At 46.4% G+C, this 16,191-nt stretch carries 16 protein-coding genes; 10 read left to right on the top strand and 6 right to left on the bottom strand.

Annotated elements, in window-relative coordinates:
• Positions 1-169 precede the first annotated feature (169 nt).
• Complete coding sequence (locus WQ57_RS26105; protein ID WP_084820141.1) at positions 170-301, top strand: YuzL family protein; 132 nt, start codon at positions 170-172, stop codon at positions 299-301.
• 64 nt (positions 302-365) lie between these two features.
• On the opposite strand, the gene WQ57_RS03835 is transcribed toward WQ57_RS26105, so the two are convergent.
• The 5 genes from WQ57_RS03835 to WQ57_RS03855 form a co-directional block, all read right to left on the bottom strand.
• Positions 366-1,283, bottom strand: coding sequence for a proline dehydrogenase family protein (locus WQ57_RS03835; RefSeq protein WP_046522405.1), 918 nt, complete (start codon positions 1,281-1,283; stop codon positions 366-368).
• Positions 1,284-1,475: 192 nt separating this feature from the next.
• The gene (locus WQ57_RS03840) at positions 1,476-2,252 is read right to left on the bottom strand and encodes an IucA/IucC family C-terminal-domain containing protein (RefSeq protein WP_046522406.1); all 777 of its coding nucleotides are present in this window, start codon (positions 2,250-2,252) and stop codon (positions 1,476-1,478) included.
• Positions 2,242-3,063, bottom strand: coding sequence for an ABC transporter ATP-binding protein (locus tag WQ57_RS03845; protein ID WP_046522512.1), 822 nt, complete (start codon positions 3,061-3,063; stop codon positions 2,242-2,244). Before WQ57_RS03845 ends, WQ57_RS03840 begins: the two co-directional genes overlap by 11 nt.
• A 25-nt stretch (positions 3,064-3,088) precedes the next feature.
• Entirely contained in the window at positions 3,089-4,144 is a 1,056-nt protein-coding gene (locus WQ57_RS03850; RefSeq protein ID WP_046522407.1) for a FecCD family ABC transporter permease, read from the bottom strand.
• Positions 4,141-5,145, bottom strand: a complete 1,005-nt coding sequence (locus WQ57_RS03855) for a FecCD family ABC transporter permease (RefSeq protein ID WP_046522408.1) — start codon at positions 5,143-5,145, stop codon at positions 4,141-4,143. The genes WQ57_RS03850 and WQ57_RS03855 overlap by 4 nt, the downstream gene beginning before the upstream one ends.
• A gap of 245 nt (positions 5,146-5,390) precedes the next feature.
• On the opposite strand from WQ57_RS03855, the gene WQ57_RS03860 reads away from it, so the two are divergent.
• The 4 genes from WQ57_RS03860 to WQ57_RS03875 all read left to right on the top strand — a co-directional run bounded on the left by WQ57_RS03860 (position 5,391) and on the right by WQ57_RS03875 (position 10,174).
• Entirely contained in the window at positions 5,391-6,353 is a 963-nt protein-coding gene (locus WQ57_RS03860; protein WP_046522409.1) for an ABC transporter substrate-binding protein, read from the top strand.
• Positions 6,354-6,464: 111 nt separating this feature from the next.
• A complete protein-coding gene (locus WQ57_RS03865; protein WP_084820143.1) occupies positions 6,465-8,009 on the top strand; it encodes a spore germination protein in 1,545 nt (514 codons plus the stop codon).
• 21 nt (positions 8,010-8,030) lie between these two features.
• A complete protein-coding gene (locus WQ57_RS03870) occupies positions 8,031-9,119 on the top strand; it encodes a GerAB/ArcD/ProY family transporter (protein ID WP_046522410.1) in 1,089 nt (362 codons plus the stop codon).
• Positions 9,116-10,174, top strand: coding sequence for a Ger(x)C family spore germination protein (locus tag WQ57_RS03875; RefSeq protein ID WP_052948634.1), 1,059 nt, complete (start codon positions 9,116-9,118; stop codon positions 10,172-10,174). Before WQ57_RS03870 ends, WQ57_RS03875 begins: the two co-directional genes overlap by 4 nt.
• Before the next feature lie 38 nt (positions 10,175-10,212).
• On the opposite strand, the gene rodA is transcribed toward WQ57_RS03875, so the two are convergent.
• Positions 10,213-11,385: a rod shape-determining protein RodA gene (gene rodA, locus WQ57_RS03880; RefSeq protein WP_046522411.1), complete on the bottom strand. Its 1,173-nt coding sequence runs from the start codon at positions 11,383-11,385 to the stop codon at positions 10,213-10,215.
• 646 nt (positions 11,386-12,031) lie between these two features.
• On the opposite strand from rodA, the gene WQ57_RS03885 reads away from it, so the two are divergent.
• The 5 genes from WQ57_RS03885 (at position 12,032) to WQ57_RS03905 (ending at position 16,181) form a co-directional block, all read left to right on the top strand.
• Entirely contained in the window at positions 12,032-12,952 is a 921-nt protein-coding gene (locus WQ57_RS03885) for a substrate-binding domain-containing protein (RefSeq protein WP_046522412.1), read from the top strand.
• A gap of 18 nt (positions 12,953-12,970) precedes the next feature.
• Positions 12,971-13,840 carry an ABC transporter substrate-binding protein gene (locus WQ57_RS03890; RefSeq protein ID WP_046522413.1) on the top strand — a complete coding sequence of 290 codons (870 nt, stop codon included), beginning with the start codon at positions 12,971-12,973 and terminating at the stop codon, positions 13,838-13,840.
• 46 nt (positions 13,841-13,886) lie between these two features.
• On the top strand, positions 13,887-14,585 hold the full coding sequence (locus WQ57_RS03895) for an ABC transporter permease (protein WP_046522414.1): 699 nt from the start codon (positions 13,887-13,889) through the stop codon (positions 14,583-14,585).
• Positions 14,582-15,313 carry an ATP-binding cassette domain-containing protein gene (locus WQ57_RS03900; RefSeq protein WP_046522415.1) on the top strand — a complete coding sequence of 244 codons (732 nt, stop codon included), beginning with the start codon at positions 14,582-14,584 and terminating at the stop codon, positions 15,311-15,313. Before WQ57_RS03895 ends, WQ57_RS03900 begins: the two co-directional genes overlap by 4 nt.
• Positions 15,314-15,425: 112 nt before the next feature.
• Positions 15,426-16,181, top strand: a complete 756-nt coding sequence (locus WQ57_RS03905; RefSeq protein ID WP_046522416.1) for a (S)-benzoin forming benzil reductase — start codon at positions 15,426-15,428, stop codon at positions 16,179-16,181.
• Positions 16,182-16,191 lie beyond the last annotated feature (10 nt).

Here is a 16,191-nt window from a genome sequence, read left to right on the forward strand (position 1 = left end):
TTTTTACGCCAAAAAAATAGATCCTTGAATGAGCTCTGTTATTTACTACTATAGAATATTATAAAAATTTGCGCAATATTTTCACCTGAAAAATTGAAAATTTTTTGAGGGTTATCAGGAAGGCTTGAATTCCTCTCTCGTGGGCAAGCTAGCAATGGGGGTGATTGCAATGGCACGATTGAAAAAGAACCCTTCAAAGCGCGGTGTTAGTGCTGCAAGCGTTAAAGGGAATGCCGGGCCAACCGTTGAAAATGACGGCGGCGGCAAGGTAAACAGCCAAAACAACCAGTATAAAAAATAAGGAAAACACGCCCCGGGGAACAACACTCCCCGGGGCTTCATCTTGATGGCAGGTTTCGCACGGCCTATTTTTTGAGCATTCCTTTGAGGATGAAGGCCACATTTGCCGGCCTTTCGGCTAAGCGCCGCATAAAGTAGCCGTACCAGTCGGTTCCGTATGGAACGTAGACCCTCATGGTATAGCCTTCCTTTCCCAGTTCAATCTGCCGCTCCGGCATGATTCCGTAAAGCATCTGAAACTCAAACTGGCTTTTTGGGATGCCATTTTGTTCCGCAAATGTTTTTGTATGGGCAATGATGTTTTCATCATGGCTGGCCACTGCGGTGTAATGCCCATTGCGGAGATGCATTTCAATTATTTTTTTGAAATTTTCATCCACATCCTTCTTATCAGGAAAAGCGACCTCGGGAGATTCCTTGTACGCTCCTTTGACAAGGCGGAGATTGGGTTCGTAATCACTCAGGTCGATCATATCCTGCTCGGTACGGTAAAGATATGCCTGAATAACCGTTCCGACATTGTCATATTCGCTTCGCAGTTTCTTGAAAATCTGCAAAGTCTTTTCACAGCGTGCATAGTCCTCCATATCTATCGTCACAAACACATTGTTCTCTTTAGCCGCATCGAGGATCCGCCGCATATTCCCAAGAACTGTTTGCTCGGAAATATCAAGACCCATGGAAGTCATTTTCAGGCTTAACTGGGAGTCCAGCTTTTCCCTGCCAATCGCCTTGATTGCTTCAATCGATTGGTCCGCCATTTCATTTGCTTCGGCTTCGTTATCAACGAACTCGCCGAGATAATCAATAGTCACCGCCAGCCCCTTGGCATTAAGTTCCTTAATCACGCTGACTGCCTGATCGATGGTCTCACCCGCCACAAAACGGGCCGCGCCAAACTTCAGGCCATACTTTTTCGCTGCCCTGGTGAGCGAACGATTTTTGGACAAGAAAAGGAAAAAATCCTTCATTATTTTCTCCATGCTGCCTTCTCTCCCCTTGTAAAAACATTAGGAACCAATATTAAGCGCTTACATTTAAATGGAAACAATTCTCTTACTATAGTAATATCAAAATTATTTTAACACTGTTCCCCCATTTTGAATATCTTTTAGTCAATCTTTGCAGGTTTTTGTCGAATGAAAAAAAGCCATTTTTGCAGATGGCTTTTTAATCTATGCATTCCGGTTTCTTTTTCCCTTGTTGAATTTACGGCAATATAATGGACAGGTCCTGCAATAGGTCCGTTTTTCCCCCAGCATATAGGTGAGACAGCAGGTTTTGCGGACATAGACATAATCGTTCACTTCTTCAAGATATTCCGGTTCGGCATGATAGAGCTGGAGCGGATTTCGGTCATAGGGGCCGAATAAGTGGCCGGGTGCTTTTTGGATGAGGAATTCAAAATCTTCCGCAGCCCAGGGCGCCTCTGCTGGATTAAGGATATTCCGGTAAAGCCAGAAGATATAGACCGAGATATTCTCCCATAGGATATACCTGGAAAGATGCATCTTTGTTGATAGCTGGTCCACAATCGGGAAAACAATTTCACTAAATAAGTGCTTTATGGCCTCATCTCTCCATGCATTCCTGTCTTCTCCCGCCCTCTTTTCCACTTTCACATCCTGGAAGAAATACTCTGGCAGCCATTTCCCATCTCGTTCATTGCCTTGCAGCCAAAGCTGGTCCAAGGAAACAGCGAGCTTTTTATCCCACGCCGATAATGTATAAAGGTAAATGACGGGGATAAAGGCAAAATACTTTGTAAAAACAGAAGCCGCCACCCTGAGGTCAGGAGCCTGAATCTCCTGCTTTACGACTTCGAGGAAGGATAGCAGCTCTTCTTCCTCTAAAAGAGCACGAATATTGGTTTTGTCCCTATCTTTTAGCTCTGGAGAGTACCTGAACCTCGACAGTTCTTCCCTTTCCTGTGGCGTCAATTCAGTAGGCATGTGCAGTAACTCCTTTCTTGATAATACGTCCTTTCCCATATGGAATGCATAGAGGAGTTCCAAATAACGGATCAACCGCCACATCGCAGTCCATTCCAAAGACATTTTTGACAAGTTGGGAATTTACTACATGTTCCGGTTTCCCCTGATCATAAATCCGCTGGTCCTTGATTGCTACCACATTATGGGCATACCGGCAGGCAAGGTTCAAATCATGAAGAACCATCAAAATGGTTCTTCCTTCTTTCTCGTTCAATTCGAAAAGCAGATCAAGAATTTCAATTTGATGGGTCATATCAAGATAAGTTGTCGGTTCATCGAGAAGAATGATATCTGTGTCCTGGGCGAGTGTCATCGCAATCCACACCCGCTGCCGCTGTCCGCCCGAAAGCGAATCTACCGGCCGATCCTGCAATCCATCAATGCCTGTAGCCTTCAAGGCGCCCATCACTTTTTCCTCGTCCTGTTCTGACCATTGCTTTAGCCAGCTTTGGTATGGAAAGCGCCCTTGCTTAACAAGCTGAAGAACGGTCAAACCCTCAGGGGCTAATGGTGCTTGAGGAAGAATGGCCATTTTCCGGGCAATTTCTTTTGTAGACAAGCGTGAAATTTCCTCTCCGTCAAGAAGCACCGATCCGGACCGCGGTTTTAAAAGACGGGCAATGGAACGGAGCAGTGTAGATTTTCCGCTTCCGTTCCCACCGATAAAAACGGTTATTTCCCCTCTTGGAATTCTCAGGTCCATTTCATTGATAATGATGGTATCTCCATACGAAAGAGTCAGTTTTTCCGTTGCAATCGCCTGGGTCATCATCTGCTCACCCCTCGTTTTATGATTATGCGTTCCTTGTTTTATATAACAAATAGATAAAGTATGGTGCCCCGATGCTAGCCGTGAAAACACCGGCCGGGACTTCAAGCGGGGAAAACACGGTCCTGCCGATCAAGTCGGCCAGCATGACCAGGATCCCGCCAATCAGGGCAGATACCGGCAGCAAGGCTCCGAATGCCGAACCGACCAGCCTCCTTGCCATATGGGGAGCCATCAGTCCGACAAAGCCTATGCCTCCGGCGAAGGCGACTGAGCAACCGACCAGCCCCGTACTTATGGCTAACAAAAGGAAGCGCTGATGCTGAACCATGCTACCGGCTCCTGTTGCGATGTCATCCCCGAGCTCCTGGATATTCACTGTTCTCGCCATCATAAACGCCATTGCCATCAGAAGCAAAGTGACAGGGACGATTATAGCCACATTATTCCAGGTCGAGCCATGGACCGTTCCTGTTATCCAGATATTGGCTTGGCTTGCACGGTAAATCGGACCAAGAATCATCATTAGCGTGGTCAATGCCTGCATCAGAGTGGAGATCCCTATACCGATCAAAACGAGGCGTACAGGAGATACTCCATCCTTCCAGGCAAGGGAATAAACAAGCAGGGCGATCACCGCGGCGCCTATAAAAGCTGCTGCAGGCATCCATTTTATACTAACAGTAAGAGCATTATTTTCATCGCTGAACATGGCCAGAAAACCTACAACTGCTACCGCTGCGCCTCCTGTCATTCCAAGGATGTCAGGGGAGGCAAGCGGGTTTCTGACCATCCCCTGGAGAAGGCCGCCTGCAACGGCCAGAGCCATTCCTACCATTAATGCCACAATAATACGCGGCAGGCGGAACGACTGAACGACGAGACGATCCATCTCGGAACCTCCTCCAAAAAACACTTTCAAAACGGTCAATGGGCTAATATTCATCTCACCCATGCCTGCACTGGCGAGGAAAAGGATGGCAGCTCCAATGATTAGTCCCACTAGCACCCTGAGCGCATGTTTATCAACCAAAAAGGAGACTTTCCCATTTAAAATCCGAATACCCTGGTATTTTTTCATCGGCCATTAAACCCCTTTCTGGCGATATAAATAAAGAACGGGGTACCAATAATGGCGGTCATCACACCTACCGGCACTTCCTGGGGCATTAATAGGTATCTGGCTGCAATATCTGCAGCCAGCAGCAGCGTACCGCCCAAGAGGCCGGCAAACGGGAGTACCCAGCGATGATCGATTCCTGCTATCGATCTGGCAATATGAGGAATCACAATCCCAATAAAGCCGATTGGCCCTGCAACAGCAACCGCTCCTCCAGACAGCAGAATAATAATGATGCCTGCCCCCATCTTTAGCAGGCCCGTCTTTAGTCCAAGGCCCCGGGCTACATCTTCCCCCATCGAAAGGACATTCATTTTGGCTGCCAGTAAAAATGAACCTCCCCAGCCTATGGCCATGTACGGGAGTACGCTTATTAAAGATTCAAGCTTTCTCCCCTGTACGGAACCCGCAAGCCAAAACAAAACCTGCTCAAGGGCCGCTTCATTTAATACCAATAAACCTTGGGTGAAGGAGGAGAACATCGCTGCAATCGCTGCCCCAGCCAAAGTCAGCTTCATTGGCGTGAGGCCTTCCCTGCCCGTCGAGCCAATGACATATACACTCACAGCAGCAACAGCCGCACCAAGAAATGAAATCCATGTAAACGCCTGAAGGTTTCCCACCTGGAAGATGGTCACTGCCACCACGACAGCAAACCCTGCCCCGGCATTGACTCCGAAGATACCCGGAGAGGCAAGCGGATTTTTCGTCATTGTCTGCATCAGCACTCCTGCAATCGCCAGACTGGCACCTACAGCGGCAGCAATCAATGCCCTGGGAAGCCGGACAGACTGGATTATGATATGTTCGTTTGAACCATCGAAATTTGAAAAAGCTTCATATGCCATTCTCCAGCTCGTGTCTGTGTATCCGTACACGATACTTGAGCATGCGAGAAAAAGCAGCAGGAATCCTGTTCCAATCAAGCCAGCCCAGCGCTGGCCATTTGTCTTAAGCAGCATAGTTAGATACCTTTCTAATATGAAAATATTGATATATTATTGCAAATTAAGTCTATGACTTCGAAATAAACGGTGTCAATGGCTATGAGAATCATTTTCGGCAGGTGCAGCTTTCGTTCACATAATTGTAAAAATGTTTGAAAATCATTATCAATTAGCAATTGACATGTCCCTGCTGTTTATTTTATCATAAATATGTACTAATTGAAAATGATTATCATTAACATTAAGGAGGATTTACCGTAATGAAAACACCTAGGTACATACTAATTTTGATTTCCCTGGCAACAATTTTGCTGCTGGCTGCATGCGGCGGCAATACCGAAGAGAAGACTGAAGAACCAAAGCCAGGTAAACAGGAAGACACCAGCTATACAGTGGAAAACGCGATGGAAACTGTCACACTCGACAAAACGCCGGAAAAAGTGGTCATCCTTACCAATGAAGGAACAGAAGCTTTACTCGCACTTGGCGTCACTCCTGTTGGAGCCGTTCAGTCGTGGACGGGCGATCCCTGGTATGACCATATAGCCGAGGACATGAAGGATGTCAAGGTTGTAGGGGTGGAAAGCCAAGTGAACGTGGAGGCCATCGCTGCCCTCAAGCCTGATTTGATCATTGGAAACAAAATGCGGCATGAGGATATTTATGAACAGCTCAAAGCAATCGCCCCTACTGTCTATTCGGAAACCCTGCGCGGAAACTGGAAGGAAAACTTTGAATTGTATGCAAAAGCTGTCAATAAAGAGGAAGAAGGCAAAAAGGTGATCGCGGATTATGATAACCGCATTGAAGAACTAAAAGGCAAGCTTGGCGATCAGCTTCAAAAGGAAGTTTCCATGGTCCGCTTCATGGCAGGAGATGTCCGGATTTATCATAAGGATAGTTTTTCGGGAGTGATCCTGGACCAAATTGGTTTTGCTCGCCCTGAAAGCCAGGATGTAGATGACTTTGCCGAGAAAAATGTAACGAAAGAGAGAATCCATGCAATGGACGGCGATATCCTCTTCTATTTCACCTATGAAGAGGGAAATGGTGAAGCTACCCAATTGGAAAAAGAGTGGATTGAGGATCCATTGTTCCAGAACCTTGAAGTAGCCAAGAACGGCGAAGTCCACAAGGTAGATGACGCTGTTTGGAACACAGCCGGAGGAGTCATCGCTGCAAACCTTATGCTTGATGATATCGAGAAATACTTCCTTCCATAATACTGGAACAGAATCTTTTAACCCGCAGGTTTTTCTGCGGGTTATTTGTTTTTCATAAACATTCCTGTTTTGGCAAAGAATAAGGCCAAACTAGTGAAATGGTGAGGCTGGATGGGCAATTTTTTCAAGAGAACAACTAAACCCAAACTTAAGGACAAGCAAACTCCGGGGGCCAAAGAAAAACAAAGTTCTTCACAGTCCCTGTCCTCCGAAAATTGGGAGACGGCGCTGTCAAAATCAAATGATTTCAAAAAAATGCACTATATCAGCCAAAAATCAGGGCGTCCATTTACCATTGTGTTTATCTCTTCCCTTGTCGATGATTCCATTATCAACGAGTTTATTCTGCCTGGCTTGCTAACCGGGAACTTTGACGAAGCGGCCGATGTTAAAAAGCTGGTTCCAGCTGCCGATGTACAGCTGTCATCTGACCCAAAAGATATAGAAACAAAACTTTTAAGCGGCTACGTGATGCTGACCGTTGGAGAAAATACCAATGAACTGGTCTTCATTGCCGCCAAAAAACAGATCAACAGATCCATTTCTCCTCCTGAGGTTGAATTCAGCGTTATCGGCCCAAAGGAAGCGTTTGTTGAATCGATTGACCAAAACCTGTACCTGATCCGAAAACGCCTGCCTATTAAGGAGCTTGTCGTGGAAAATCTGCAGGTAGGCAAACTTTCAAAAACACATATAGCCATTCTCTATATTGATCATCTTGTTGATAGAACCAATGTGCAAACCGTTGTCCAGAGGATCAAGGACATTGAGTTTGATGAAATTTCCGACAGCTCTTACATTGTCCAGATGATTTCTGACAATGAAAATTCACCTTTTCCACAGCTCTTGGATTCGGAAAGGCCCGACCGGATTTCAGCTGTCCTTGCCGAAGGAAAAGTGGCTATCCTTGTTGATGGTTCGCCGCATGCATTGGTGGGGCCGACAACTTTGGCGGAATTCTACAGCTCGTTTGAAGATTACTATCTAAACTGGCTTATTTCCGTTTTTTTTCGGCTTATCCGCTTTTTTTCCGTTATATTTTCACTTCTGGTTACACCGGTTTATGTGGCCGTTCTCTCTTATCATTATGAATTGATTCCAAAAGACTTGCTGGGCACACTGATTACGTCCAGAAGGGTGGTTCCTTTTCCTCCGATCCTGGAAGCTTTGATACTTGAACTGACGATCGAGCTGCTGCGCGAGGCAGGTGCACGCCTTCCGACCAAGGTTGGCCAGACAATCGGCATTGTAGGCGGAATCGTCATTGGAACTGCTTCCGTCGAAGCAGGGCTGACAAGTAACGTGCTGCTGATCATTATTGCGCTGGCCGCGCTGGCCTCATTCACGACTCCCATCTATAGGATGGGCAACACCATTCGGCTATTGCGTTTTCCTTTTTTGCTGATGGCGGAATTATGGGGTCTGGTCGGAATCCTGATTGGCTTTGCCTTTTTGCTGACACATCTTCTCCGGCTTACTTCCTTGGGAAGGCCGTATCTTGAACCTATGTATCCTCCAAGGATTTCGGATTTCAGGGATGCCATCGTAAGGCTGTCATTCAAGAAACAGTCAAAACGCCCGCAGTTTTTAAGAACAGAAAATACTACCCGCTTTAGCAAGAAAAAAGGAGAACAAAAGAAGGACATCGATGAATAAGAAGGAAGGCAGGGAGGCACATTGCGCGAAAAAATCGAAGAAAGGTTTCAAATATCGCCGTTCCTCGCTCTTTATGCTATTGTCTCCATGCAAATCGGCATTGGCGTCCTCGGGTTTCAGCGGATTATTTCGATGGAAGCCGGTTATGACGCCTGGATTTCTGTGCTCCTATCGGGAATCAGCATCCATGCCATTGTGTGGATGATGTACAAAATTTGTGAAACAGCTGAGGGAGATGCGGTTACTGCCAACCTGTTCGCGTACGGCAGCATGATTGGCAAGGGAGTCAGCTTCCTCTTCATCCTGTATTTCATTATATTATCCGTCGCCATTCTGCGCGGCTATATCGAAGTCATCCAGGTATGGGTCTTTCCCGAACTAAGTGTATGGGGCTTTGCTGCCGTATTTTTGGTCCTTGTTATCTATATCATCTATGGGGGTTTTCGGACCGTTGTCGGCATTGCTTTTTTCGGCCTTGTGCTGCCGGCTTACCTGTTGCTTGTTTTCGGCTTTGCCTTCAGGTATTCCGATTTCACCAACCTCCTCCCCATCCTGGACCATACTCCCATCCAATTATTAAAGAGCTCTTTTCATATGTCGCTGACCTATATGGGATTTGAGGTTCTGCTGTTTATTTATCCTTATATAAAAAAACCGGAGCAATCCAAGAAATGGGTCCATTTCGGAGTGATTATCACCACTGTGTTCTATACTGCAATCGCGGTCATCACATTTGCGTATTTCTCTGAGAAACTGCTGCAGAAGTCGATTTGGGCCACACTTGATATGTGGAAAATCGTCAATATGCCTTTTGTGGAAAGGTTTGAATACATTGGGATTGCCAACTGGGTCCTCATTATTTTGCCAAACGTCTGCCTTTGCATCTGGAGTGCCAGCAGAATCATGAAACAAATCTTCCCTTTAAGGCAGCGGAAAGCCGTGATCATTATTGCCATTGTTTGTTTAATCATCGTCGGGCTTTTGGATACACGCCAGCAAGTCAATATGTTCATGGATTTAACAGGAAAGATTGGCTTTATCCTCAACTACCTGTACGTCCCGTTTCTTTTTGTATCAGTGTTGATTGCCAGGAAGGTGAAAAAAAAATGAAACTCGCAATGTCTTCCCTTTTAATAGTTAGCATCATGATGCTGGCAGGCTGCGTAGAAAAAGAGGTTATCGATGATGTCAATATTGCAATGGGCCTGGGGTATGATTTGGAAGGAGACGAAGTTTTAGGAACGGCGATGATCCCCGTGTATAAGGCAGAATCGATTGAAAACTTTATCTTTAGCTCAAAAGGGAAAATCAGCCGTGAACTTATTTTTCGGATGCGCCATAAATCGGGACAGCCTATTGTGACCGGCAGTCTGGAAATCGCCTTTTTCGGAGATAAACTTGCCAAAAAGGGCATTGTTGCTTTTATTGATGCCTTTCAAAGGGATCCAAGCATTGGATCAAGGGTCTATCTGGCCGTAGTCGATGGAACTGCGCAGGAAGTCCTTAAAGGCTCCTATGGCAACAGGGGGAATGCGGACTATTTCTCCGGCTTGTTTCAGCATAACGAGGAACAAGGCAACCTTCCATTAACCAACATCCACCAGTTTTTGTTCGACTATTACCAGCAGGGACAGGACCCATTTCTCCCCCTCTTAAAAAAGAGAAAAGACCTCGTGGAAATTACCGGTCTTGCTGTGTTTAAGGATCAGAATATGGTGGAAGTGGTCACCGCTGATGAAATGTTCTACTTTAAGCTCATAAATGATAAATTCAGCAGAGGCACCGTCAGGACCGAAATCGACAGCGATGAAGTGATTGTTAGGAACATAAGGTCACAGCATAAAATGGAATTATCGGGAAGAAATCCATGGGAGTTTACCGTTCATATTACGGTGAATGGAACCATACAAGAGTATTCCGGCAAATTCATGGGCCCTAAAGAAGTAAAGAAGGTACAAAAGGCACTGGAGAAGCAAATCGAGGAAGAATCTTTAAAACTGATTACGAGAATGCAGGAATACAAGGTGGATCCCTTCGGCTTTGGCCATTTTGCCAAGACCAGAACCCGCGGTTTCGATTTCAAAAAATGGAAAAGTGATTATCCAAATGCAAAGTTCGAGGTAAAGGCCAATGTCATTATAAAAGAAGTTGGGATAGTGGAATAGGAAAAGCGCAAGGGCCTTGCAAGGCGCTTGCGCTTTTCTTAATCCGATGTGGAAAACATATATTTTTTATGATGGTACCTGATGGAGAAGATCAGACTGATGGCGAACATATTCCCCATCAGGGAGCTTCCCCCATAGCTGACAAACGGGAGCGGAATTCCCGTAATGGGCAGCAAGCCGATCGTCATTCCAATGTTTTGGAACACATGGAAGGTAATCATGCTGATAACTCCGACACAAAGGTAGGTATAGAAATCGTTTTTAGTTTCCATGCCGATTTTGGTAATCTGATAGATGAGAAGGAAAAACAAGCTGATCAGAATGCTGGCTCCTACGAACCCAAACTCCTCCCCAATGATACTGAAGATAAAATCGGTATGGCTCTCAGGCAAATAGACCTCCCTGGTCCCATACCCTTTTCCGGTTGTCTCCCCCGAGCCGATTGCCAGCAGTGAGCGGGTCAGCTGAAATCCTGTGGTGCTCTGGTAATTATAAGGGTCAAGCCAGGAATAGATACGGCCAAACTGGTACTGCTTGACGCCAAGGTATTTTTCAAGCAGCTCCGGCTTCCAAAGGACAAGATAAAAAATCGCCGCAATCAAAGTGACCCCCACCCCAAAAATCGGGCCCAGAATCTTCCACGAAATTCCCGAAATAAAAATCATTCCGAGCATAATGGCAATAAAAACAAGTGATGTACCCAAATCCGGCTGCTGCATCACCAGAAGCAGAGGCAGCATCGTCACAAGGCCAATTTTAATCAACAGCCAAAAATCCGAAGAAATTGTTTTGACAGGATTCTTTTGGTGATGATCGAAAATGACTCGGGCCAGAGCCAGAATGATGAACACCTTTACCAGCTCGGATGGCTGGATGGAACCGGCCCCCGGCAGGACATACCAGCTTTTCGCACCGTTGATGACCGGCGCAATTTTGGCAGGTGCAACAATCAGGAATCCTAGCAGGGCAATCCCCAGGCCGTAAGCAAACCAGGTCAGCTTCTTGAGCTGATCCGAATCGAGCCTCATGATTACGCCAATTATAAACATGCCTACACCATACCAGACAATCTGCTGAGCTAAAAAGTTTTTCCCATACTGTCCTGTTGTCTGGGCACTATATATCGAAATGCAGCTTATTAAAAAGAGCAGAAACAAAATCATAACCAGGCCATAATCAAGCCGGGAATTGTTATTTGGATTAGAAGTCATCGCTTTTTCTCCTTTAGTGAAGAACTGTACAATACTTCATTATATTTTTAACGACAAAAAATAACAACTTTCAAGTGAACTTTGGGTATTTTTACATACCTGTTTATGCCTTACACAAATAAAAGCACATCCCAGGGATGCGCTTTTTCTTTGTAGTCAGCAGCTGCTGCCGCCCATAACAACGAGGCCATCATTTACCTCATCGTATTCGAGAGTATATTGGTCAGCTTCGTCGCCAATTCTTTTGTCAATGGCGACCTGTATGCCATTTTCAACTTTAACTAAATCATCTTCTTCCGGCTCATCCAGAGCCAGTCCAATCTGAGGGCCTCCTCAGCCATAGCCTGCAAAAAAGATGCGGATTCCCGCCGCCTGGCGCTCTGCGAGAATTTCTTCAAGCATACCGTGTGCCTTATCTGTAATCTTCATTTTCACTTTCCTTTCCCTTAGGGGTATTACAATTTTACCACGATACTGACATTGAAATACAGCAACCTGCTCAAAAGTTGATATCTCAAATTTCGTCGGATTTATAAACAAAACTTAACAAGACTTAACGAAACTGAACAAAATTTAACAAATGTCACACCTTTTAAGCAAGTTTTCAGTTATTCTGTTATTAGAGTGAACGGGGAGGTGAAAAACCATGCACGACCTTACATATACACCAGATGAAATTGCAGCCATGTTCAAGATTTCAAAACATACCGTCTATGAACTAATCAAACGGGGAGAGTTGAATGCCTTTAAAGTTGGCAACAAAATGCGGATTGAACATGCAGAGATGGAAAGGTACAAAGCGAATTCAGCAGCCCCGCCAGCCAGCGGAATCCGGACACCTCCCACCGAAAACAGAACAAATTATACTCTTCGGCTTGCGGGAAGCCATGATTTCCTCGTGGAACACCTTGTGAAATATGCAGCCGGCCAAGCGGCCGGACTGGGAATACAGCCAAGCTATATTGGCAGTCTAGAAGGCTTGATGATGCTCTACAGGGGAAGTGCCGATATCGCGGCCATCCATTTGCTTGACCCCGCCTCCCAGGAGTACAATCTGCCATTTATCCGCCAGCTTTTCATCCACGAACCGATTACGGTCATCCGGCTGGCTTCACGGGAACAAGGCTTGATTGTCGCAAAAGGAAATCCCAAAAACATTAGAGGAATTGATGACTTTTCCCGAAAAGATGTAACGGTGGTGAACCGGCAGAAAGGTTCCGGGACCAGGTTCCTGCTTGACTCCTATCTTGCCGAAAGCAAGATCAGCCCGGAATTGGTCAAAGGGTACGAAATGGAAGAGTGGACCCACCTGGGGGCCGCCTCGCACATTGCGCGGGGTTCTGCACATGCGGCTTTTGGAATAAAACATGCTGCACTTCAGCTCGGGTTGGATTTCATTCCGATCACACACGAAAAATTCGATCTGGTCTTTCGCCAAACTGAGCAAAACAGCACTGCCTTGACACACTTGCTTGAGCTCATTCATGTTACGACGTTTAAAGAAAGCGTTCAAAAACTTGAAGGCTATGACGCCAGGGAACTTGGAGCAATCATTCTTACCCATTAAAAGGAGGACAAACCGGAGATGTTTAAAATCAAAAGGGCATTTGCCATTATGCTGATCATGCTGGTCGCCCTTATGGCCGCCTGCTCCAGCTCAACCGGCAATGATGCCACAAAGGATGAACCAAAGGAAAGTGGAGAAGTCGAACGCACTGATATCATTCTTGCGACAACAACAAGCACCCAGGACAGCGGTCTGCTGGATGTTTTGATTCCGATGTTTGAGGAACAGCAGCCCTATAATGTTAAGACCGTTGCTGTCGGCACGGGACAAGCCCTGGAAATGGGCTCACGGGGAGAAGCCGATGCCCTTCTGGTCCACGCACCTGATGCAGAGCAGGAACTGGTTGACAGCGAGGATGTCGTAAACCGCCAGAAAATTATGTATAATGATTTTATCATTGTCGGACCTGCCGATGACCCGGCTGGCATCAAGGATGCTGCCGTAGCAGAGGCGTTAACTAAGGCTTTTGACGCAAAGGCAACGTTTGTTTCCAGAGGCGATGATTCCGGCACCCATAAGAAAGAGCTGGCCTTGTGGAAGGAAGCCAATCTGGATCCAGCAGAAAATGGAAGCTATGTTGAAACAGGACAGGGAATGGGCAGCAGCCTCCAGGTGGCTGCCGAGAAAAAAGGATATATCCTGACGGACCGGGCAACCTATCTTGCCCAAAAAGACAATTTGGGTGACTTTGAGATCATGGTCGAAGGAGACGAAAGCCTTCTAAATATCTACCATGTAATGGAAGTAAATGCTGAAAAGCATGAAAAAGTGAAAAAAGACGGAGCAAAAGCATTTGTGGAATTTATGATTGCTGAAGATACGAAGAAGACCATTGCCGATTTCGGTGTGGAAGAATACGGAGAACCGCTGTTTTTCCTATTTGAATAGAGTTGTTGACTAGTAGAACATAAAATAAAGAGAAAGCCTGAATGCCATGGAATTATTACTGCAAGGACTGCGGAAAGCGATTGAAATGATTCTCTCTGGTGACCCTGTTATCCTGGAGATTACATGGAGAACACTGAAAGTATCATTGACGGCCATCATGATCAGTACCCTGATCGGCCTCCCTGCCGGAATGATGCTCGGGCTGATAAAATTTCCAGGCCGCAAGCTGATCCTGACCTTGATCAATATCGGCATGGGCCTGCCGCCAGTGGTCGCTGGCTTGTGGATCACACTTTTGCTATGGCGATCAGGACCGCTCAGCGATTTCGAACTGCTTTATACTCCCACAGCCATCATCATTGCCCAAACGCTTGTCTCCCTGCCGATCGTCACCGGCTTGACAGCAACGGCGTTCCAGCAGATCAATGAAAAGCTGATCATGCAAATCAAGGCGCTCGGGGCCACAAAGATTCAACTGGTATTGATTTTACTGAAAGAAAGCCGTCTTGCCATACTCGCAGGGATCATTGCCGGCTTTGGCAGGGTGATTGCCGAAGTCGGGGCGGCCATGATGGTTGGCGGCAATATCAGCGGCGAGACAAGGATTTTGACAACTTCCATCGTTATGGAAGTATCAAAGGGGAACTTTGATATCGCTTTGGCGCTTAGCTTTATTTTGATGACAATTGCCTTTTTGATTACCTTCTGCCTTACTTATCTACAGCAAAGGAAGCGATCTCAATGACCTCCTTGATTACAATCGAAAATATCGAGATAAAAGCCGGGGACAAGCCTATTTTATCAGTGCCCCGGTTCGAACTTCGCCAAGGAGAGGTCCTTGGAGTAATGGGACCGAACGGAGCGGGAAAAAGCACGCTATTGAAGACACTGGCTCTGCTGGCTCCCCCGGGAAGGGGTTCGGTCTTTTTCCAGGGCCAGGAAGTTGGAGACGTTCTCGCACTTGAAGTAAGGCGGAAGTTCGCTGTTGCCCTGCAGCAGTCCCTGCTGCTTGACACGAGTGTTTACCACAATATTGCCATCGGTTTGAAGCTGCGGAACCGGTCCCGCAAGGAGATTAAGGAGAAGGTCGCCTACTGGCTGGAAGTATTTAAAATCAGCCACCTTTCCAAAAAGCATGCTTATCATCTATCAGGAGGAGAGGCGCAGCGAGTCAACCTCGCCAGGGCGATGATTTTGGAACCTGAAGTGCTGTTTCTCGATGAGCCCTTTTCAGCCCTTGATTTCCCAACAAAAGTCCAGCTTTTGAAGGACATGAAACAGGTAGTGGAAAACACAAAGACAACTACCGTCTTTATCAGCCATGACCTGGTTGAGATCAAATACTTCACACAGCGTTTGATTATTTTAATGGATGGAGAGATCAAGCAATCCGGACCAACAGCAGAAGTGCTATCCTCCCCCAACGAAGCCGCTGCCGGCTTTATTGGAGAGTGGAGCGAACTGCTGTCCTGAGGGAAGAGCCACACTGGCATAGCCATTGTGGTTTTTGCTATACCATTTTCTTTTTCCTATAATCATGTTTCAATGAAAGAAGCAAAAATTAAAAATAGCGGGAGGAATGATTATGAAGTATGGAATCGTTACGGGGGCGTCCAAGGGGCTCGGGGAGGGCATTGCCAAAAAGATGCTTGATAAAAAAATCAATCTGATTGCTGTTTCCCGCACTGAAAATCAGGAATTTAGACAGGCAGCAGCAAATGCCGGGGTACAGTACGAGTTTTATCCATGCGACCTGAGCTCAGTATCGGATGTCTCCAATGTTTTTAACGAAATAGCTGCGGCATTGTTCAACAGGGAGCCAGAGACAGTTTACCTGGTCAACAATGCAGGTGTTATTGAACCCATTGATCTCGCAGGTGCCCTTGAGGAAACGGCCATACTCGATAACATCCAGGTAAACCTGGCCGCCCCTGTGCTAATCTGCAATCTGTTCCTGAAAAAAGCGGAGGAAACTGGCAGCCAACTTTACATTGCCAATGTCACTTCAGGAGCGGCAGAGCGGCCGGTCCATGGCTGGAGCATGTACTGCAGCACGAAGGCGGCCATCAACATGTTCACCCGGACAGCAGCCCTTGAGCTCAATAACCGCCAAAGCACATCGAAAATCATTGCCTACAGCCCGGGAATAATGGATACAGGCATGCAGGAAACAATCCGTTCCTCCACTCAGGACGCCTTTATTGAAATTGGCAAGTTCCGTGAGTATAAAGAGAAAAACATGCTGAAATCCCCCGGTGAAGTCGGCGAAGCCCTCGTCAGGCTGCTTTTGGATGGAGATGTCGAAAACGGACGGGTCTATTATGTAAATGAGCTGCTATAAAGCAGCTCTC

Source organism: Mesobacillus campisalis (assembly GCF_000986785.1).
Lineage (GTDB): Bacteria > Bacillota > Bacilli > Bacillales > Cytobacillaceae > Mesobacillus_B > Mesobacillus_B campisalis.